The sequence below is a fragment of the Salinisphaera sp. C84B14 genome (assembly GCF_040361435.1).
Lineage (GTDB): Bacteria > Pseudomonadota > Gammaproteobacteria > Nevskiales > Salinisphaeraceae > Salinisphaera.
The window spans coordinates 65,415-86,277 of record NZ_APNL01000009.1; the positions used below are offsets into that span (position 1 = coordinate 65,415).

At 62.8% G+C, this 20,863-nt stretch carries 17 protein-coding genes; 8 read left to right on the top strand and 9 right to left on the bottom strand.

What is annotated here, in order from left to right; all coding sequences use genetic code 11:
* Nucleotides 1-4 precede the first annotated feature (4 nt).
* The 5 genes from C84B14_RS09615 (at nucleotide 5) to C84B14_RS09635 (ending at nucleotide 6,261) form a co-directional block, all read left to right on the top strand.
* A complete protein-coding gene (locus C84B14_RS09615; RefSeq protein ID WP_353223678.1) occupies nucleotides 5-448 on the top strand; it encodes a BLUF domain-containing protein in 444 nt (147 codons plus the stop codon).
* 564 nt (nucleotides 449-1,012) lie between these two features.
* Nucleotides 1,013-2,596, top strand: a complete 1,584-nt coding sequence (locus C84B14_RS09620; protein ID WP_353223680.1) for a gamma-glutamyltransferase family protein — start codon at nucleotides 1,013-1,015, stop codon at nucleotides 2,594-2,596.
* A 158-nt stretch (nucleotides 2,597-2,754) separates the two neighbouring features.
* On the top strand, nucleotides 2,755-3,585 hold the full coding sequence (murI, locus tag C84B14_RS09625) for a glutamate racemase (RefSeq protein ID WP_353223682.1): 831 nt from the start codon (nucleotides 2,755-2,757) through the stop codon (nucleotides 3,583-3,585).
* Between the two features lie 397 nt (nucleotides 3,586-3,982).
* On the top strand, nucleotides 3,983-5,041 hold the full coding sequence (locus C84B14_RS09630; RefSeq protein ID WP_353223684.1) for a ferredoxin reductase: 1,059 nt from the start codon (nucleotides 3,983-3,985) through the stop codon (nucleotides 5,039-5,041).
* Between the two features lie 50 nt (nucleotides 5,042-5,091).
* Nucleotides 5,092-6,261 carry a fatty acid desaturase family protein gene (locus C84B14_RS09635; RefSeq protein ID WP_353223686.1) on the top strand — a complete coding sequence of 390 codons (1,170 nt, stop codon included), beginning with the start codon at nucleotides 5,092-5,094 and terminating at the stop codon, nucleotides 6,259-6,261.
* A gap of 107 nt (nucleotides 6,262-6,368) precedes the next feature.
* Here C84B14_RS09635 and C84B14_RS09640 read toward each other — a convergent pair whose 3' ends face one another.
* The 4 genes from C84B14_RS09640 to C84B14_RS09655 form a co-directional block, all read right to left on the bottom strand.
* The gene (locus C84B14_RS09640) at nucleotides 6,369-7,832 is read right to left on the bottom strand and encodes a sodium:solute symporter family protein (protein WP_353223688.1); all 1,464 of its coding nucleotides are present in this window, start codon (nucleotides 7,830-7,832) and stop codon (nucleotides 6,369-6,371) included.
* Nucleotides 7,829-8,056 carry a hypothetical protein gene (locus C84B14_RS09645; RefSeq protein ID WP_293626681.1) on the bottom strand — a complete coding sequence of 76 codons (228 nt, stop codon included), beginning with the start codon at nucleotides 8,054-8,056 and terminating at the stop codon, nucleotides 7,829-7,831. Before C84B14_RS09645 ends, C84B14_RS09640 begins: the two co-directional genes overlap by 4 nt.
* Before the next feature lie 60 nt (nucleotides 8,057-8,116).
* Entirely contained in the window at nucleotides 8,117-9,289 is a 1,173-nt protein-coding gene (locus C84B14_RS09650; RefSeq protein WP_353223690.1) for an amidohydrolase, read from the bottom strand.
* Nucleotides 9,290-9,498: 209 nt separating this feature from the next.
* Complete coding sequence (locus C84B14_RS09655) at nucleotides 9,499-10,173, bottom strand: NADPH-dependent F420 reductase (RefSeq protein ID WP_353223813.1); 675 nt, start codon at nucleotides 10,171-10,173, stop codon at nucleotides 9,499-9,501.
* A 78-nt stretch (nucleotides 10,174-10,251) separates the two neighbouring features.
* On the opposite strand from C84B14_RS09655, the gene C84B14_RS09660 reads away from it, so the two are divergent.
* The gene (locus C84B14_RS09660; RefSeq protein ID WP_353223692.1) at nucleotides 10,252-11,142 is read left to right on the top strand and encodes a LysR family transcriptional regulator; all 891 of its coding nucleotides are present in this window, start codon (nucleotides 10,252-10,254) and stop codon (nucleotides 11,140-11,142) included.
* Nucleotides 11,143-11,270: 128 nt separating this feature from the next.
* On the opposite strand, the gene C84B14_RS09665 is transcribed toward C84B14_RS09660, so the two are convergent.
* Nucleotides 11,271-11,714 carry a hypothetical protein gene (locus C84B14_RS09665; RefSeq protein WP_353223694.1) on the bottom strand — a complete coding sequence of 148 codons (444 nt, stop codon included), beginning with the start codon at nucleotides 11,712-11,714 and terminating at the stop codon, nucleotides 11,271-11,273.
* 412 nt (nucleotides 11,715-12,126) lie between these two features.
* Here C84B14_RS09665 and C84B14_RS09670 point away from each other — a divergent pair, with 412 nt between their 5' ends.
* A complete protein-coding gene (locus C84B14_RS09670) occupies nucleotides 12,127-12,597 on the top strand; it encodes a hypothetical protein (RefSeq protein ID WP_353223696.1) in 471 nt (156 codons plus the stop codon).
* Nucleotides 12,598-12,609: 12 nt separating this feature from the next.
* On the top strand, nucleotides 12,610-13,182 hold the full coding sequence (locus C84B14_RS09675; RefSeq protein WP_353223698.1) for a pesticin C-terminus-like muramidase: 573 nt from the start codon (nucleotides 12,610-12,612) through the stop codon (nucleotides 13,180-13,182).
* A 153-nt stretch (nucleotides 13,183-13,335) separates the two neighbouring features.
* On the opposite strand, the gene glmS is transcribed toward C84B14_RS09675, so the two are convergent.
* From glmS to C84B14_RS09695, 4 genes are read right to left on the bottom strand one after another with little or no spacing between them, the layout of a single operon-like run.
* Nucleotides 13,336-15,168 carry a glutamine--fructose-6-phosphate transaminase (isomerizing) gene (gene glmS / locus C84B14_RS09680; RefSeq protein ID WP_353223700.1) on the bottom strand — a complete coding sequence of 611 codons (1,833 nt, stop codon included), beginning with the start codon at nucleotides 15,166-15,168 and terminating at the stop codon, nucleotides 13,336-13,338.
* Nucleotides 15,169-15,228: 60 nt separating this feature from the next.
* The gene (glmU, locus tag C84B14_RS09685; protein WP_353223702.1) at nucleotides 15,229-16,605 is read right to left on the bottom strand and encodes a bifunctional UDP-N-acetylglucosamine diphosphorylase/glucosamine-1-phosphate N-acetyltransferase GlmU; all 1,377 of its coding nucleotides are present in this window, start codon (nucleotides 16,603-16,605) and stop codon (nucleotides 15,229-15,231) included.
* Between the two features lie 31 nt (nucleotides 16,606-16,636).
* A complete protein-coding gene (gene mdoH, locus C84B14_RS09690; protein ID WP_353223704.1) occupies nucleotides 16,637-19,138 on the bottom strand; it encodes a glucans biosynthesis glucosyltransferase MdoH in 2,502 nt (833 codons plus the stop codon).
* Nucleotides 19,135-20,862: an OpgD/OpgG family glucan biosynthesis protein gene (locus tag C84B14_RS09695; protein WP_353223706.1), complete on the bottom strand. Its 1,728-nt coding sequence runs from the start codon at nucleotides 20,860-20,862 to the stop codon at nucleotides 19,135-19,137. Before C84B14_RS09695 ends, mdoH begins: the two co-directional genes overlap by 4 nt.
* Nucleotide 20,863: the final 1 nt, after the last annotated feature.

Here is a 20,863-nt window from a genome sequence, read left to right on the forward strand (position 1 = left end):
CACGATGCCCGATACGCTCTACCGCCTCGTTTATATGAGCCGTAACGATATTAGCGACGAGATGGAACCGCAGATCGGCGGCATTCTGGAAATCTCGCGCGAAAACAACCGCCAAGCCCAGATCACCGGCGCACTCATGTTCAATAGCGGCTGTTTCGCCCAGGTGCTCGAAGGCCCGCACCATGCGATCCAGGCCACCTTCGAACGCATCCAGTGCGACGAACGCCATTCCGACGTGACCGTGCTGTTGTTCGAGCCTTCGGATGCCCGTGTATTTTCCAGCTGGGCAATGGCCTACGTCGGCGCACAGGCCGCGGCCGAGCAACGTTTCGGGCATCTAGGGCGTGATAGCGGCTTCGAATTCGCAGGACTCGATGGCAACGAAATCTTTAACGTGCTGCGTGCAAACCTCTACGACGCGGAGCCGGGCGAGGGCGTGTCGTCATAAGATATGACGTCGCATTGCCCGCGCCGGGCGTGTCAGGCAAGGCGCGGGCCGCCGAGCGTGGCGGGCCACGGTCAAGGTCCGCAACGCCGCATGGCGCGTCCGGCGCGGACAACCCGGAGGGTCGACGGCCAAGCCGCGGCAATTCGGCGTTATCGCTCGCTTACGTGGCATGACCACGCTACGCTCGCGATGCCTTGTCTTGCCGCGGCTTGGCCGCCGATGCGCCGCCTTATCTTATGACGACACGCCCCAGGGCCTCTCGAGCTCCCTGTCATGCCGGCGCGCACGCGAGGCGCAGGGGCGACCCAGGCAGTCGTCTCTAACGCATATGCGCGTTGGAGACGCATTAACGGCTGCGCTACCCGAACCCGCACAGCCGCGGGTGCCTCGCGCCGCTGGCCCGCCTTGACCGCAACGCCAGCGACCACCGCTACCACCGACCGGCAACGCTTGCGCCGATCCATGCAAGCCACCATCTGCATACGGCATTATTCGGCTACAACCCGTTATTTAGACCGGGCCGGCCGATACGGCAACGCCCCTTAGTCACCCAGGACGCTATCCATGCTGCAAAGCGCGAAAGGCCGTTACGGCTGTGTCACCGCCCCGCATCTGTCGGCCGCTCTGGCCGGGCGTGATGTACTGGCCGCCGGCGGTAGCGCCATTGAAGCCATGGTCGCGAGCGCAGCGACCATCGCCGTGGTCTATCCGCATATGAACTCGATCGGCGGCGACGGTTTCTGGCTGATCAAGAAACCCGGTCAGGCGCCGATCGGCATCTCGGCCTGCGGGCGTGCTGCAGCACTGGCCACGCCGGATTGGTATGCCGGTCACGGCGAGCATGAACAGATCCCGGCCCGCGGCGCCCGCGCCGCGCTGACGGCGCCGGCCACGATCGCCGGCTGGCAGGCCGCGCTGAACCAGCTCGAGCGCGAGCCGATGGCGTTGAACACATTGCTCGCGCCCGCGATCGCCCATGCCCGCGACGGCTTCGTGACCACCGGCAACCAGGCGGCCTGCACTGCCGCCAAGGCCGACGAGCTGCGCGGCGTGCCCGGCTTCGCGGATATTTTCCTGCCCGGCGATCGCGCGCCGCGCGAAGGCGAGATCTTCTATCAGCCGACCCTTGCCAACACGTTGGAAACGCTGGCCCGCGAAGGCCTGGACAGCTATTACACAGGCTCGCTGGCGGCAACGCATGCGGCCTATCTGGAGGCCATGGGGTCGCCGCTGCGTGCATCCGACCTGGCGCAATGCGCGGCCGATATCGTCGCCCCGCTGTCCACGCCGTTGTCCGTAGGTACGATCTACAACATGCCGCCGCCCACCCAGGGCGTGTCTTCGTTGATGATTCTGGCCCTGTTCGACCGCCTGAAAGTGGCCGAGGCGGAGGGCTTCGATCATCTGCACGGGCTGATCGAGGCCACCAAACAGGCGTTTCTGATCCGTAACGCCGAACTGGGCGACCCCGACCACATGAGCCGCCCGGCCGAATCCTGGCTGGAGGCCGCGCATCTGGACGAACTGCACGGCGCCATCGACCCGCGCAAGGCGCTGGACTGGCCCTACGAAGCCAAGGCCGGCGATACAATCTGGATGGGGGCGACCGACGCCGAGGGCACCATGGTCAGCTTCATTCAGAGCGTGTTCTGGGAGTTCGGCTCGGGGCTGACCTGCCCGGCCACCGGGGTGACGTTCCAGAATCGCGGGGCGGGCTTTTCGCTTGAACCCGGCGCGAATCAGCTTGCCCCCGGCAAGCGTCCGTTCCATACCCTCAACCCGGCCATGGCCGAACTCGACGACGGCCGGGTCATGGCCTACGGCACCATGGGCGGCGAAGGCCAGCCCCAGACCCAGGCAGCCGTTTTCTCACGCTATGCCATGTACGGCCAGGGCCTGCAGCGCGCGGTCACCGCACCGCGTTGGCTGCTGGGCAAGACCTGGGGCGATGCCACCACCAGCCTCAAGCTGGAAAATCGTTTCGAGCCGTCACTGGTGGACGAACTCATCGCCACCGGCCACCAGGTGGAGATGATCGATGCCTTTTCCGACCTGGCAGGACATGCCGGTGCGGTCGTGCGCCACCCCGAGGGCTATTGCGAAGGTGCGAGCGACCCGCGCGCCGACGGCGGTGCCGTCACGCTCTAGGGCGTGCCAGGCAAGGCGCGGGCCGCCGAGCGTGGCGAGCCACGGTCAAGGCCCGGAACGCCGCATGGCACGCCCAGCGCGGGCAATGCGCCGCCTTATCTCATGACGACACGCCCTATGCCAGAATAGCCGGCTTTCGCAGGCAGACCCCAACAGGCATGGCAAGGCGCCCCATTCTGGTATTCGACTCCGGCATCGGCGGGCTGACCGTGCTGCGCGAAATCCGGCAGGTGTTGCCCGATCGCCGCCTCGTCTATGTGGCTGACGATGCCGGCTTTCCCTACGGCGACTGGGACGAAGACCGGCTGCGCGATCGCCTGATCGCACTGATGGGCCGCCTGTTGAGGGACCACGCGCCGGAAATCGTCGTCATTGCCTGCAATACGGCGGCCACGCTCGCACTGGCGGATCTACGCGCGGCGTATCCGAACGCCTGTTTCGTGGGCACGGTACCTGCGATCAAGCCGGCCGCCGAGCGCAGTCGCTCGCGGCTGGTATCGGTACTGGCCACACCGGCGACCGTGCGCCGCGACTACACCCGCCAGTTGATCGCAACGTTCGCGGCCCATTGCGAGATCAACCTGGTGGGCAGCCGTCAGCTCGCCCGTCTGGCCGAGGCCCATGTTCAGAATAACGCCGACGACGACGCGGCGATCCGTGCGGAAATCGCCCCCTGCTTCGTCGAAAAGGCCGGTCAGCGCACCGATATCGTGGTGCTCGCCTGTACCCACTATCCGTTTCTGGCCGGTGTCTTCGAGCGGCTGGCGCCCTGGCCCGTGCAATGGCTCGATCCGGCGCCGGCGATCGCCCGCCACGTGCTCAGCGTGTCCACGGTCGCTGTCAGCCCGGCAGAGCCTGCGGCTGCGACCGGCGAAGGGACGGATCCTGTTGCCTTGTTTACGTCCCGACGACCCAATCCGGCACAGCGCCGGCTGATGGAGCAATTCGGTTTGCGGGTCGCGGTACCGGGGCCCGGACTGATCGCCTGAAAAAAGCGTGTGTCGTCGTTTAATTGCGCGATAGCGGCATGCCGCAGCGCGGTCAGCGCCGGTTACCGGTCGTTGCGCATACCGATTTAACGTCGCTAACGCGCTGAATGACGATTATTAGAGCTTAAACCGAGTTCAAGTCGTCGCCTATGCGTACCGAATCTAACCCTCTGGTTTCGCGGCACTAATCGTAAAATAATCCATTTCAAAACCCACAGCCCTGATCGATAAAGACGTTTCCGGCCGGCGGGTACGATTCATCCTGCCGCAATGGTGAAAAAGCACCGCCATATCTGAAACGAAACGCCTGTGCTACAACAAACCGAACAAAATAAGCAGTCGAAGCGCGCCGTAGAGCCCACACGACTGCAACGGCCATGCCGTGCGAGGAGATGCGATGAAACCGATCGTGAGGAAGGTGCTGAAGAGCTCTTTGGCGAAGTCACTGACCACGCCGCTGTCGGTCGATCACTACCTGGGGTTGATCGACAGCAAGCTTTCCGTCAACGAGCCGCGCGGACGTATTGCCGATGTCCAGCGCCAGACGCCCGACAGCGTCACCCTGACCATCGCCCCCAACGACAACTGGATCACGCCACGCCCGGGCCAGCATATTCTCTTCGGTATCGACCTCGACGGTGTACGTCATCGCCGCTGCTTCTCGATTGCAAGCGCGGCCCGTAACGACCGGGTGGAAATCACGGTCAAGCGCAACGGCGACGGCGTGGTCAGCAATTTTCTGGTCGACCGGGCCAAGGCCGGCCAGCTGGTCTATCTGAGCCATCCCGAAGGCGAGTTCTACCCCAACGTCGAACCGCCGGCCAAGGCATTGCTGCTGAGCGCGGGCAGTGGCATCACACCGGTGATGAGTATTCTGCGCTCCTGGATCGATCAGGACTGTCTGCCGGACGTGGTGTTCATGCATTACGCCAGCACCGACGAAGACATGATTTATACAGACGAGCTGGACGCACTGGCTGACGCCCATGCGTCGCTGTCGCTCGTCATCCGCTATACCCAGGAGCACGGGCGTATCGATGGCGACACGCTCGATCGCGAGGTGCACGAACTTGGCGAACGCATGACCTGGCTGTGCGGGCCGTCGGGTTTCATGGACGCCGCCGAGTCGCTGCTCGACGCACGCACCACGAAGCCCATCTTTCGTGAACAGTTCGAAGCCAGCCGCCGCGAGGCCGCGCAGGGCGAAGGCGAGGTGCATTTCATCAAATCCGACGTGGCCGCCTCCGGCGACGAAGGCTCGCTGCTGGAAGTGGCGGAAAACGCCGGACTGAACCCGCCCTATGGCTGTCGCATGGGCATTTGCCATAGCTGCAAGTGCCGCGTGAGCGAGGGCACGGTGCGCGATCTGCGCAACAACGAAGTGCGCGAGATTCGCGATACCGACATCCAGATCTGTATCCATGCCGCGGCGGGCGACGTCGCGCTGGAAATCTAACAGGCGTTCTCGATGCAAGAACGCCGTTCTACCCAACCGAGGAGCAAATCATGGGCCGACCGACACATTTAAGCGACGCCGACGTCGAACAATTCGGCGCCGAACTCGACGCCCTGCGCGACGAGGTGATGAAAAGCCTCGGCAAGGACGACGCCCGCTATATCTATCGCGTGCTCAATACCCAGCGTTTTTCCGAAGTGGCCGGGCGCGCGCTGCTGTTTGCCGGCATCCTGCCGCCGGCCTGGCTGGCCGGCACCGCGCTGCTGTCGCTTTCCAAGATCCTCGAGAACATGGAAATCGGCCATAACGCCATGCATGGCCAGTGGGACTGGATGCAGGACCCGGCCCTGGACTCGGCCACCTACGACTGGGACAACACCTGCCCCGGGCGCGAGTGGAAGCATTCGCACAACTACATGCACCACACCTATACCAATATCGTGGGCATGGATCGCGATGTGGGCTATTCGATCCTGCGCATGAGCGAAGACCAGAAATGGAACCCGGCCTTTCTGTTCCAGCCGTTCTATGTGCTCGCCCTCGCCGCATTCTTCCAGTGGGGCGTTGCCCTGCACGACCTGGAATGGGAGCGCGTGGGCAAGGACAAGAGCTATGCCGAGGCGCTATCGCAGGGCCGCGATATCTGGCGCAAGGTTCGCCGGCAGGTGCTCAAGGACTATGTGCTGTTCCCGGTGCTGGCCGGGCCGATGGCGCCGTTCGTGGTTTCCGGCAACATGGTCGCCAACTTCAACCGCAACGTATGGTCGTTCCTGATCATCTTCTGCGGGCATTTCACTGAAGAAGCCGAGATGTTTCGTATCGAGGAAACCGAAAACGAAACCCAGGGCGAGTGGTATCTGCGCCAGATGCTGGCCTCGTCGAACGTCAACGGCTCGGTGCCGTTCCATGTGCTGACCGGCCATCTGGGTTATCAGATCGAACACCATCTGTTCCCGGACATGCCTTCCAACCGCTATCGCGAAATCGGGCCCAAGATCCAGGCGATCGCCGAACGCTACAATCTTAACTACAACACCGGCCCGTTTTCGAAACAGCTCGGCGGTGTGGCGAAACGCATTCTGCGCATGGCGCTGCCCCATCGGCGCAAGCGCAAGGGGCCGATGCCTTCGAGCATTCACCACGAACGCCCGGCAGCGAAAACGCAGGCCCAGCGGCGCACGCGCACGAACGGCTCGGCGGCCACGGCGGCTGCCCATTGAGAGCGAGATACCTGGCAGGGTCAGGCGATACTTGCCCCTGCAGGCTGACCTACAGCGCGCTACCCTCGGGTAGCGCGCTATCCATAGACCGCTAGAGCGCTCGTGCTCTAGGCGTTTCGATATTCAGCCGCGAGTGCTTCATCAACCGGCTTGGTGATCAGGCTCACGGCCACGAAGATCGCGATATTGCACAGCAGCCCGATAAGCCCCGCGTTCATGTCCCAGGGCGTGGTGTCGGCCACGATCTGGTAGTAGTAGTTGACGCCGATGCCCACCACCATGCCACTGATCGCACCTACGGCGGTGCCGCGCTTCCAGATCAGTGCGCCGTAGACCGCAGGCACGAACTGGGCGATGGAGCCATAGGCGCCCACCAGCAGGGCAATGATCCCGGCCGCGCCGAAAATCGACAGCCAGTAGGCCGCCGCGCCGATGCCGACCACGGCCAGACGCATGATCCAGATCTGCGCGCGCTCGGACAGATCGGGCTTGACCGCACGACAGATATCGCGCCCGAAGGACACCGAACCGCCGTGGGTGATCGCATCCGACGACGACATGGCCGCAGCCAGCGAACCCGCACCGATCAGGCCATAGAGCCAGCCACTGGCGCCGAGCTCGTTGGTGATGAGATAGGGCAGCAGCTCGTCGGCGCTGCCGAGCGCGTCCGGGGCGACCACGCCGATACCGGCATAGCCCACGAACAGCACCGGCACCAGGAAAATACCGAACAGCGGGAAGGCCAGCGTGGTGAGCTTGATGCGTTTTTCCGTGGTGGTATAGGACTTGGTGAACAGATGCGGCCACATCAGAAAGCCCAGGGCCGACACCACGATCACCGAGGCAAAGGCCATCGCCGACATGGGCGAGCCGTCACGCCCGATGGTCAGAAAATCCGGCTGCGCGGCGTTGATGGCCGAGAACATGTCGCTCGGCCCGTCGTGCAGCGTATTCACCAGATAAAAGCCCACCGCCCAAGCGACGATGAGCATGAGCGCGCCCTGCAGCACATCGCTCCAGGCCGCACCGCGCACGCCGGAACTGGCGACATAGATCACCACGATGCCGTAGGCCAGCAGCGCGCCGAACCAGTACGGGATCACGCCTTCGGTGAGAATGCTGAAGATGAAGGCCATGCCCTTGATCTGCAGCGTCAGGTACTGGATGAAGGCCAGTACCGAGATCACGCCGATCAATATCGTGAGCGCACGCGAGCGATAGCGGTCGCCCACGAACTCGCCCAGGGTGACGAAGTTCTTGCGCGCGCCAATCCGCCCGACCTTCGGCCCGAGCACGTACCAGGGCAGAATGCCCAGCGCCAGATAGGCCGGTACGAAATACGCAGCCGCGCCTTGCGAGAACGCCATCCCCGGCCCGCCCAGAAAGGCAAAGGCACTGAAGACCGTACCGCCCATCATGAACCAGACCACGATGAAGCCCAGCCCCCGATCGGCCACCGCATATTCGGACACCGACCAGAACGAGCGCTTGCGACCGGCCAGCAGCCCCAGCGCGAAGGCGATGACCAGATAGACCAGCATCGAGCCCAGCGCGAACATCCAGTTGCTCATGTCTCGCTCCCGCGGCCGTGTTCATAGACGTAGAAGCAAAGAATGGCCACGAACGCGGCCAGCTCGACCAACACGATCCAGAACAGATTGAACGGCAGCCCGAACACCAGCGGCTCGACGCGATCCGCGAAAGTGAATACGGGCACGGTCATCAGCGTGACCGCCGCGATCAAGAACACGATATACGCGCCAGTCGCACTGCGACGCCTGGGTTTGTTTTCCATGATGCTCCCTGCGATGAAAAGCCCGGCCGGCCCCAATGCATTTGGCCGGGCCGCGGCTGATTACGCCCCCTGGGCGAGCGTGTTCCGGGCCAGCTGCACGAACAGCGAAATGCCGGGCGCCATGATGCGGTCGTTGAAATCGTAGGCCGGGTGATGCAGCCCGTGGGTATGCGTGTCGTCGCCCGAACCGACATGAATATAGGCCCCCGGGCATACATCCAACATGTAGGAAAAATCCTCGCCGCCCATGCACGGCGGATAGTTCGGCGCGAGGGCAGCTTCGCCAAACGTCGAGGCGATCGCCGCGCGGGCCGTGGCGGTCGGGCCGGCATGGTTGTAGGTCACGCTGAACTTGTCCTCGATGGACAACTCGATGGTCGCGCCATAGTTCGCTTCCAGCCCCGCACAAATCGCACGCAGGCGTTCGCGGAGCTTCTCGCGGGTGTCGTTGTCCAGCGCGCGCAGCGTGCCGGACAGCCGCGCGGTATCCGGAATCACCGCGAAACCGGCCAGATCACCGGCCTGAATCGAACACAGGCTGAGCACCGCCGGCGCCAGCGGGTCGATATCCCGGCCCACGATGGCATGGGCCTGGGTAATCAAGTCGCCGGCGATACGTACCGGGTCGATACAGCCATGCGGATTGAGCCCGCCATGGCCGCCGCGGCCGTGGATGGTGATGTCCACGCGATCACCGCCTGCCATGATCGGGCCTTCGATCAGCCCGAACTGGCCGATCGGCAACGCCGGCCAGTTGTGCAGGGCATACACCGTATCCATCGGGTAGCGCTCGAACAGCCCGTCGGCGATCATCGCGCTCGCCCCGCCCACGCCTTCTTCGGCCGGTTGAAAGATGAAGTAGATCGTGCCGGCAAAATCGCGATGCGCCGCGAAATGTTCCACCGCGCCGAGCAGCATGGTGGTATGCCCATCGTGGCCGCAGGCATGCATGCGCCCGTCGACTTTCGAGGCGTGCGCCACACCGCTGGTTTCGTGAATGGGCAGCGCGTCCATATCGGCCCGCAGGCCAACGCGGATCGAACCGCCCGGCTGTTCGCCCTGCACCCAGGCCACGATCCCGGTCACGCCGATACCGCGTTCGTATTCGACGCCCAGCTCATCCAGATGGGCACACACCCGATCCGACGTCATCTGCTCCTCGAAGCCCAGCTCCGGGTTTTCGTGCAAGGCATGACGCAGGGCCACCAAATGCGTCGGCGCGTCGTCGGACATGGGGATACGCTCGTGCTTTAGCTGGATAGACCAGAAAAATAGCAAACGTCGGCGACTATTTCAGCATGCCGCTTTTGGTAAGTCGCTGCTGCCACAACGGTTATCGCAGCCGCGAACCTATAGCACTCCAGATTCGGCAACCGGTGTTACCGCCATCCTGGCGCGCCGTACGCGTGCGGACCACGCCGGCGCGACCGTGGATGGATAGATCAGGCGTTGTTTCGATGCCAGCTATTGTGCGGCAACTCCTGACCACGCTCGGCCTGTGCGAGTTTGGCCACGAGTTCAGCGTGATTGACCGGAATACAGTAGGCCGGCATGGCGCGCTCGAAGCGCCAGCTCTCGCTTGGCGAGCCCGTGTCGACCGCTTCAAAGCCAATATTCGCATGCAGTTGGGCAATGCGCGCCTTGGCGTTGGCATCATCGCCGGCAAGCGGCAATGCACGCCCGCCCTCGACCGCCGGACGATCTTCCCGTGGCAAATCCATAGCCAGAATCGAATTGAAGGCCTTGACCCAGATCGCCCCCGGCGCATGGCGGGCGGCCCACTCGCTGGTGGTCGTCTCGAACGCATCCAGTTCCGCGATTCGACCATCACGCTCGGGGTAATAGTTCATCGTATCCACGACGACCTTGTCGCGTAACGCGGACAGCGGTAGATCGCCGGCCGCGATCAGCGGCACCGCGACGATCACGATGTCGCCGAACAACGCCGCCTGCTCTGGCGTCGCGATTTGCACGCCGTCTATATCGATGTGTTCAGGCCGGCGCGCACTCACCGACACTTCGTGTCCGGCATCGCGAAACAGCCGAGCCAGATTCCCGCCGATATTGCCGGCCCCGATAATTCCGATTTTCATCTCGATCACGCTTGCAGAATGAATGACGAGATGATCGTAATTTCACACGAATAAAAGCAGAATAGCGCAACCACTATGGTCAGTTGAAAACGAGCGTTTCAAATGGATCGATTGACCAGTCTCAAGGTATTCCTTCGCGCCATCGATCTGGGCTCGTTTTCGGCGGCGGCCCGGGAGCTGGGCATGTCGCCCCAAATGGCCGGTAAACATGTCGATGCCCTGGAAGCGGGATACGGCACCGCCTTACTACATCGATCGACCCGACGCCTGAGCCTGACCGAGGCCGGCCGTATCTGTGCCGAGGGGGCAAGACGCACGCTCGACGCCGTCAAAGCCATGGACGCCTCCGTCGAAAACCTGACCGACCTGCCTTACGGGCGCCTGCGGGTGACGGCGCCGTTGAGTCTGGGGCGTTGTCGAATCGTGCCGAACCTACCCGACTTCGAAACCGCCTATCCGCATATCGCGCTCGAACTCACACTCGCCGACCGCGTGGTCGATCTGACCGGCGAAGGCTTCGATATCGCCCTGCGCATCGGCGACCTGCCCGACTCAGAGCTTTCCGTCCGGGGGCTCGCGCCATTTCGTATCGCGGCTTTTGCCTCGCCGGGCTACGTAAAGCAGCACGGCCTACCAAACCACCCTAGTGAACTGGCACAACACCGCTGTCTGAACTACCTGTTCGACAGCTACCCGGCCCCCGATCTCTGGACCTTCACCCAGGGCGAGGAGCAAATCAAAATCACTCCGCGACCAGCGATTGCCATCAACGACGCCACATCACTCATCGAGCTTGCCCTGCAAGATGCCGGTGTGGTGATGACCGGCGAAATGAACGTAGCAGACCACGTCGCATCCGGCGCATCAATCCGCCTGTCCCCGACTACGCCAGTGTGTCGCGTCCGCTTAATCTACTGTTCCATCGCCGCCGCGCCGTGGCGCCACGCGACCGGGTGTTTATCGACTGGGTGGTCAATATGCTGCGCCCTTTAAATCCCGAGTGATAGGCGACCACTGAGCCCGGAGCGATATCACAGTTTTCGTAAGACGAGCGTATAACCAGATTCGCACATCTACATCTACCGCCGTCGCCAACTCAATAACCTAAGTTTCGCCTAGACCTAGCAATTAAATGACGCATACCCAAAAAACCGGTCACGCTGAAAAACCAAAGTCGGGCCTGGATAGCGCACGCCATTTATAATCAAGTCCGGTAATATCATTTGACCTCGGCCACCAATTCTAGGAATTTCTTCGGCAGAAAAATAAATCGAATCGTGAGACTTTTTTTCACCACCCCAGAACGTCACACTTTTCTTCGTTGCTCCTTCGAAAGTTGCAGTTACAGGCTTATCTTCGATCGAGGGGCTGGTTCGCCATGCCGCAGCGCCGATTACCATGCTGTGGGTTAATGGCAGTTCGATTTCAAAATGCCTGCCGTCGACAACAGAAATAAGCGTGACACTATATTCGGCCAGGGCGACGTTAACCCCCTCGGGAGCTTCGATCCATAGAGGATTGAACCCGCCCGTCAAATCCGCGCGCGAATCGTTAAGGCTCGCCAAGATACGAATACCGTGGTAATGAAACCCTAGCCATACCGGGGCTCCGATAGAGTGGTGGCAATGCTCCTTCTCATATTCTACTTCATGACCAGGAAAGCTTAGACGCTCGTATGATCGTGTATACGGAGCACAGCCTGCCAAGAAAACAAAGGATGCAAGTATCGCCGATCGCACCAACATGCTGAACGCCACCGCTCGGGATCGGGAGATCGAGGGACAGTATGGGATATCCCGGCTATTTCGGACCGAGTGGATCAGCCGGATTAATTCTTTAAAACGATAGTTCACTAGACTTACCTAGGATAACGAAAAATCGCCGCCGTCAATCTACAGGTTACTACGCCTATAAAAGCGTCATGCATGGCGTCTGCAATCCTTGCCCGTTTATGATAGGAAAAATAGGTTTGAAAGGATGATCATGCGCTATCGGATGCCACTGCTCTATTTATTGTTCTTGAGCGTGACCGTGAGCACCACCGCAATCGCCGGATCGAAAACGAAAAGCTATATACCCGATAAAGGCGTTGGCGAATTCATCATCTCGACGCTGGATCTGGCGTCATTCCGAAACTCACTCGGGCCAAGGCGCGAACCGGGTGACCACACATTCGCTGACCTCGGAATGGAACCGACAAGCCGATCCAGAGATGGGGTCGTCTTCGAATCGAACGACTGGCGATATCGTATCCAAGTCCTCGAGCGTGGCGACTTCAACGGGGACGGGATCGAGGATTTAAAGCTTTGCTTTCAGGATCGAGCCCGTGACGGCACTTACAGTGTTCAAACCCCGTTGTTAGTCAGTCGATACGATTCGGCCGGATACCTTGTCGCGCTCGCTTTCGATTTAATCGAAACACCGACCTGTAAGCGAATACACGAATGATCGGTTCGACACATGCCAGTAAAAATAGATTACGACTTTTTGAGTGCCCGCGAAGGTGGCCGAAAGACGAAAGGGTACGTGCCGGCGGCTTCCTCGAGTAAAAGCGGCGTTACCATCGCGACCGGTTTCGACCTGGGACAGCGAAACAAAAAAGATCTAAGGCTGTTGAACTTGGGCAGTCCGCTCATTAAGAAGTTCGAGCCATATCTCGGCGTGACGGGCCCCGATGCGGTTTCGCTCCTTTCCGACTCGCCGCTCACGATTACAGCGGCACAAGCGCTGCGAATCGACCGCGCCGTGAAAGCAACGCATTTGCGTCGACTTAAAAGTGCCTACAACTCGATACCCGACAATAAAAAGCGCTTTGAAGAGATCATCCCAGCAGCGCAGACGGTCATTGCCTCCGTGTCATTTCAGTACGGCACCAACCTCTCTGTGCGAACACCGAAGTTCTGGGCTGCGGTTACCGAGCAAGACTGGCCGAGAACTGTGAAAATCTTAAAGTCATTTGGCGATGCATATCCGTCCAGGCGGAATTTGGAAGCCGCCCTGCTCAACAAGGCCATCAGCGAGCCGAACCAATAGCGAGAAGGTGAGCGCCGGACGAATCCGGCCGCTAAAGACGAATCGCCAGCGTCAGCGACGATGGCCCATAGATGCTGAGCCTCGGGCTCAACTCTAACGCGAGGCCGGGCATACAGATGTTTTCTCAGCGGGAAGCTACATACCCAATGCGCGCTACTCGACAGTCACGCTCTTGGCCAGATTCCGAGGCTGGTCGACGTCGGTGCCCTTGGCCACGGCGACGTGATAGGCCAACAGCTGTAGCGGGACGGTATAGGCGATGGGGGCCAGCGTTTCGTCGACGTGGGGCATGTCGAGCACGGTGATGCCGGGGCCGGTATCCAGGCCTGACGCGGCGTCGGCGAAGACATAGAGCTTGCCGCCGCGGGCGCGGACTTCCTGCAGGTTGGATTTCACCTTTTCCAGCCAGTCGTTTTTGGGCGCGATGGCGATGACGGGCATCTTTTCGTCGACCAGGGCGAGCGGGCCGTGCTTGAGTTCGCCGGCGGCATAGGCTTCGGCATGGAGATAGGAAATCTCCTTGAGCTTGAGCGCGCCTTCCATGGCGATGGGATACATCGGTCCGCGCCCGAGGAACAGGGCGTGATCCTTGTCGACGAATTCTTCGGCCAGATGGCGAATGGCGTCGTCGAGTTCGAGCACGCGTTCGACCGAGGTGGCCAGCTGGTGAATATCCTCGGCCAACGCGCGCCGGTCTTCGGCCTTGCGTTCGAGCATGCCGGTAAGCAGCAACAGGCACAGCAGCTGGGTGGTGAAGGCCTTGGTGGAGGCCACGCCGATCTCGGGGCCGGCATGGGTCATGAGCACCAGGTCGGACTCGCGGGTGAGCGAGCTTTCCGGCTTGTTGCAGATGGCAAGCGTGGCCAGATAGCCGCCGTCGCCGGTGCCCAGCGATTTCGCATAGCGCAGTGCGGCGAGCGTATCCGCGGTTTCGCCGGACTGGGATAGCGTGACGAACAGGCAGTTCCTGGGCACCACCGGGTCGCGATAGCGGTATTCGCTGGCCAGTTCCACGTTGCAGGGAATCCGCGCCATGGCTTCGAGCCAGTAGCGTGCGACCAGCCCGGCATGATGGCTGGTGCCACATGCGACGATATGAATGTACTCGACGCCGTCGAGCAGCTCGCGTGCTTCGGCGCTGATGCTGGAGGCGAAGATGTCGTCGGCGGACACGCGCCCCTGCCAGGTTTCGGCCAGCGCCCGCGGCTGCTCGTAGATTTCCTTGAGCATGAAGTGGCGGTAGTCGCCTTTCTCCGTCGCCGAGAGCGACAGACCGGACTCCTTGACCGGCCGATCGACGGGCGCGCCGCTGCCGTCGATGATGGAATAGCTTTCGTGGGTCAGCACCACGAGATCGTCTTCTTCGAGATAGACGAAATCGCGGGTTACGGGCAGAAGAGCCGCGACGTCGGAGGCCACGAAATGCTCGCCGATGCCGACGCCCAGCACCAGGGGCGAGCCGCTGCGCGTTGCGACCAGGGTATGCGGATCGTCGCGACAGACCACGGCCAGCGCATAGGCGCCGTCCAGTTCGGCGACGGTGGCCCGTACGGCGGCGGCCAGGTCGTTGCTCTCGCCCAGATGGCTATCCACCAGGTGGGCGACGACTTCCGTGTCGGTCTGGGATGTGAACTCGTAGCCGGCCTGTTTCAGGCGCTCACGTAGCGGCTCGAAATTCTCGATGATGCCGTTGTGTACCACCGCGATGCGGTCCGACGATACGTGCGGATGGGCATTGGTTTCGGATACGCCGCCGTGGGTGGCCCAGCGGGTATGGGCAATGCCGAGCACGCCGGGGCGCGGGGCTTCGGCAAGCTTGTCGGCCAGCGCCTGGACCTTGCCCACCGCGCGGGTGCGGTCCAGCGCGCCGTCGTTGACCAGCGCCATGCCAGCCGAGTCGTAGCCGCGGTATTCAAGCCGTCGCAGACCTTCGAGCAGGATGGGTTCGACATTGCGCTGCGCACTGGCGCCGACAATTCCGCACATGGCGCTGATTCCTTTGTGATCGGCCCTGCGCTATCGACCGCAGGGCGTATCGGGTGATGGTTAAGAGTGGCCGGGGTTTTTCTTGCGCGGGCGTTTCCAGCCGTCAATGCTGAACTGCTTGGCGCGCGACAGCGTGAGCGTGTCGGCCGGCGCGGTCTTGGTCAGCGTGGTGCCGGCACCGATGGTGGCACCGCGCTCGACGCTGACCGGCGCCACCAGCTGGCAATCCGAGCCGATGAAGGCATCGTCGCCGATGGTGGTGACATGCTTGTTGGCGCCGTCGTAGTTGCAGGTAATCACACCCGCGCCGATGTTGACGTTGGCGCCCACCACCGCATCGCCCACATAGCTCAGGTGGTTGATCTTGCTGCCTGCACCGAGCCTGAGCTTCTTGGTTTCCACGAAGTTGCCGATCTTGGCGCGATCAGCCAGCTCAGTGTCCGGGCGCAGCCGCGCGAACGGGCCGATCTGGCAACGCGCGCCCACGTTAGCATGCTCGATCACGGTATGTGACAGCACCTGGGTATGATCGCCTATGGTGCAGTTGCGCAGCACGCAGTGCGGGCCAATATGCACGCCCTCGCCCAGCACCACCTCGCCTTCGATCACCGCGTTCACGTCGATCAGACAGTCGCGCCCGATATGCAGCGAGCCACGCAGGTCGAAGCGCTCCGGGTCGCGCAGGGTCAGGCCCTGATCCATCAGCGCCTCGGCCTGGCGCCGCTGGAGCAGGCGTTCCGCGGTGGCCAGATCGCGCTTGTCGTTAATGCCCTGGGTTTCCTCGATGCTGCCCGACTGGCCGGCCACGATCGATACCCCGTCGCCGGCCGCCATGGCAATACAGTCGGTGAGGTAATACTCGCCCTGGGTGTTTTCGTTGGTCAGCCGCGACAACCAGTCGCGCAGATGCCGCGCCTGGGCACAGAGCAGCCCGGTGTTCACCTCGCGAATATGGCGTTCATCGGCGCTGGTGTCCTTGTCTTCGACGATGCCGACCACGCGGTTCTCATCATCGCGACGAATACGCCCATAGCCGGCGGGATCGTCGAGCACCACGGTGAGCAGCGCCAGCGCATCGCTGGCGGCCGCGTCCACCAGGTGCGACAGGGTGGCCGCGCGCACCAGCGGCACATCGCCATAGAGCACCAGCACGCTGGCATCGTCGGGTACGTCGTCGATCGCCTGACTGACGGCGTGCCCGGTGCCCAGCTGTTGCTGCTGGTAGACCCAGTTCACCTCGAGATAACCCAGAGCCGACTGCACCTGCTCAGCCCCATGGCCGTAGACCACGTGGATCTGTTCCGGATCGAGCGTTTGTGCGGCTTCCACCACGTGCTTGAGCAACGGCCGGTCACCGAGCGGCTGTAGCACCTTCGGCAGCGCCGAACGCATGCGTTTACCCTTGCCCGCGGCCAGGACGACGATATGCAGACCCATAACTAAAGACGATTCGACGGTTTGTTGGGGACTATACAGTCCGCGGCGAGTCCTGCGTAGGTGCCGCGGCCGGGCGTTCGACCAGCCAGGCGCGCCAGGCCGACGGCGCCTGCGCCCAGACCTGGGCATGCAGCCAGCGCATACGCTGCGGATCGGCCAGCAGGCGACGCTGTTCATCGGTGCTCAGTACATCCGGGCCGTTATCCAGCGCGCGCTCGGCCAGCAGCTGGCGATACTCCGCAATCACCCCGGTCAGCGAACGGTCGCGGCCCTGCATGCCGATATGCAGGGCATTGATCACCGGATTGACCACGGCCTCGGCAAAACCCGCCTCGGGCGCGGCCGCGGCTTCGAGTTCCACCACCCGTGCCAGCTCCGCCGGCGCGTGGCGCTCTTCGGGAATCAGCTGCAGGTCGTGACGACGCAGCCAGATGCCCAGATCGGCACGTGAGGTCAGCACGGTAATCGCCGGCGCAATGATCAACGGCACGAGGATGGGCGCTAGCCAGGGCGCGAACCCGGGCGTAAACCACAGCAGCAATGCGCCCCAGCCGAGTGCCAGCAGCATGCCCCAGATATGAAAGCGCAGCGCGCGCGACCAGGGCACCTGCGCATCCGCGCGCTGTTGGCTATCCCACTTCACCTGCTTGCCGATGAGCGTGGTGAAAACAAAGCGCGTATGCGCCAGCATGCGGATCGGCGCGAGCAGCGATGTGAGCACGATCTCGATGAGCGTGGAGGCCACCAGGTTGCCCACGCCGCCGAACTCGCGCTGCGTGCCCTTGGCGACGATCATCACCACGCCCAGAATCTTGGGCAAGAACAGCACCACCAGGGTGGCCACGAACAGGCTTACCGCCCAAATGGGCTGCCATACCGGCCAGGCCGGGAACAGCGCGCCGGCCACCGGAAAATAATCCGGCGTGCGCACCGCTTCCAGCACCGCTTCGGTGCTCGACAGCAGCAGGAATACGAACCAGATGGCGGCCGACGTATAGGCCATGACGCCGTTGGCGAACAGCGCCCGATGGGCCGGCGCGAGGTTGTCGGAAAACAACAGCCGGATATGCTGGATATTGCCCTGGCACCAGCGCCGGTCGCGCCCGAGTTCGTCGAGCAGCGTGGGCGGCACTTCTTCATAGCTGCCGGGCAGGTCGTAGGCAATGAACACGCCCCAGCCGGCGCGGCGCATGAGTGCGGCCTCGACGAAGTCGTGGCTGAGAATATCGCCGGACAACGCACCGCGGCCGGGCAGACGCGGCAGCGCACAGTGGGCCATGAACGGCTCGATGCGGATGATCGCGTTATGGCCCCAGTAGTGGGCATTGTCCAGATGCCAGAAATGCAGCCCGGCCGCGAACATGCGCCCGTACACGCGGGTGGCGAACTGCTGTACGCGTGCCAGCACGCTGTCGCGATTGACCGCCGTGGGCGGCGTCTGAATCAGACCCACACCCGGGTTGGCCTGCATGCGATCCACGAGCGCGACCAGCGTATCGCCGGCCATGATGCTGTCGGCATCGAGCACGATCATGTAGCGGTAATGCCCGCCCCAGCGCCGACAGAAATCCGCCAGATTGCCGCTCTTGCGCTTCACCCGGGCCCGACGGCGGCGATAGAACAGCCGGCCGAAGGCATCGAGCGTACGACAGCTCTCGGCCCAGGCGTTTTCTTCCGCGATGACGGTATCGGGCTTGACCGAGTCGCTGAGCACGAAGAAATCGAAATCCTCGAGGCGGCCGGTGGCCTGCAGGGACTCGTAGATCGCCCGCAGCCCGGCAAAGGTCCGGGATACGTCTTCCTCGTAGATCGGCATGACGATCGCCGTGCGCGCATCACCCTCGACAGGCGGCTTGCGCGGCGGCGGGTCGTGCGGCGGATCGCTGCGCACCAGATAGCGGTCGCCCCGCCAGAGCACGAAGAACCCGGACAGTGCCGTCCAGAACCCCACCAGAATCCAGGCGAACAACATGAACGCCGCGCCGAGAATGAAGGCTTCGAGCACGGTTGCACCGCGGTGTGGCAGTACCGTGGCCATATAGGCCGCCGCCCCGGCCGCGGGGAACGCGACCATCAAGGCCAGCAGGGTCTGGCGCCAGCGCACCACGCCCTTGAGCCGACTGGGCACCGACTTGGGCAGGCTGCTGCTGCGGCGCCGGCCGAGCCAGGGCAGCAGCCGCCAGGGCCGGCGATCAATATCCGCCGGCGACATCGGCCAGCGATTGAGCGGCGGCATGGCCGCACTGCGCAGCGCGCCGGCTGTAGGGGGTCGTGTTTCCGCGTCCTGGCTGAGCTTCGGGTAGCTGTCGTGCAGCCGGCCCAGCAGCTCGCGGTCGTCGTCTTCCAGCTCCGGCTCGCTCGGGGCTTTTTCGAGTTCGCTCTGCAGGCGTTCGATCGCGGCGCCGCGATCGACCGGCCCGGCATCGAGCACGCGCGCGCGCAACGCTCGACGGCGGTCGTCCGACAGGCTCAGATACGATAGATAGGCGTCGATTGCATCGACGACCTCGGACGCAGGGTTAGAATCGCTCACGGTGATAGCGCATAACTCCAGGTCTCGGTCAGCGCGCCGCCGTCAGAGCCGGCGAGATAGGCGCGCAGCTCCAACGGCGTCTTGAGCGAATCGGTGGGCACCAGAAACGTCAGTCGCCAACCGCCGGTATGCGGATTGCGCACCGCCTCGATGTTATTGATGGTCGCATCGCGCATGGCGTTAACGCGGGGCTGGACGCTGCCCGGGTCGGTCAACTTGCCCAGCTCGCCGCCTTCGAATTCGATAGCCACCTGAATGGTGTTGCGCGGTTGACCCGGGGTAACCGCGGCACGGCCGACACGCGAGGCCGTGGTATGGGCAAGAGAGGCCGGGCTGGCCAGTTCCTTACCCCAACGAATGCTGTAGGCATAGTGCAGCCGCGCACCGGCTTCGACCGGATCGTTGGGCACCCAGTAGAGCGCGATGTTGTCGTTGACTTCGCTGTCGGAGGGAATCTGGACCAGTTCCAGATGACCCTTGCCCCAGTCCCCCTCGGGGGTGATCCAGGCATTCGGGCGCTTTTCGTACTCGTAGTCCAGATCCTGATAATGATCGAAGTTGCGATCGCGCTGGAGCAGCCCGAAACCGCGCACGTTGTCGGCCGAGAACTGGTTCATCGACAGTTTCTGCGGGTTACGCAGCGGCCGCCAAAGCCATTCGCCGTTGGTGGCGGAAATGAGCATGCCGTCGGAGTCGTGCGCTTCGGGACGATAGTCGTCTAGCCGGGCCAGGCTGTTCTCGCCCCACATGTACATGCTGGTCAGCGGCGCCACGCCGAGTTTGCCGATTGCCTTGCGGGTGAACAGCGTCGCCTCCACGCGGGTGACGGTGGAATCGCCGGGGTTGATCTCGAACTTGTAGGCGCCGGCCGCGCTCGGTGAGTCGAGCAGGGCATAGGCGGTGACCGTGCGCGCCTGCGGGCGGGGACGGACCAGCCAAAAGCTCACGAACGCCGGGAACTCTTCGCCCTTGTCGCCGCCCGTGTCGATGGCCAGCCCGCGTGCGGACAGACCATAATGCTGCTCCGCGCCCAGCGCACGAAAATAGGACGCGCCCAGAAACGAGGCGATCTCGTCGAGCTTGCCGGGCGTATCGAGCTCGTGCATGAACTTCAAGCCCGCATAGCCGAGATCATCCGGGATACGGTTGCGCAGGTCTTCGTTCGGGTACTGGAAGCGGTTTTTGTCGAACCGGAACTCGCCGACGCCATCGTCGGTGACAAGATGTATCTTCACCGGGTGTACGTAATAAGAACCCGGGTGATAGAACATCACCTCGAACGGCAGTTGCCGCTCGTGCCAGAGCGCGTTATCCGGCTTGTACTTGATCTGGTCAAGCGCGGCAAAATCGAAGTCCTGCAGGAACTGCGGAATCTTCGGCGGCTCGGAATAAGGCTTGGCCGCCAGCGCCTCGGCTTTGTCGACAACGCGGTTGTAGTCGAACCGACGGCTGGTTTGGGCAGCGTCGCTGTCCTCGGTGGTCTGGGCGTCGGCGTCGGGGTTGTCTTGTGCCTTGGACGCGTCTTTTGCTTTTGCATCGGACGCGTCTGCTGCTGTCGTCTCGGACGCATCCTGTTCTGTTGCCTTGGACGCATCTGCTGCGGTGGCCTCGGACGTACCCTGTTCCGCTGCCTTGGGCGCATCTGCTGCTGTCGCCGGAAGCGCGATCGCGGCGCTCAGTACGACGAAACCGGCAAGCACGCCGGCAGGCCAATGCCTTGTCATG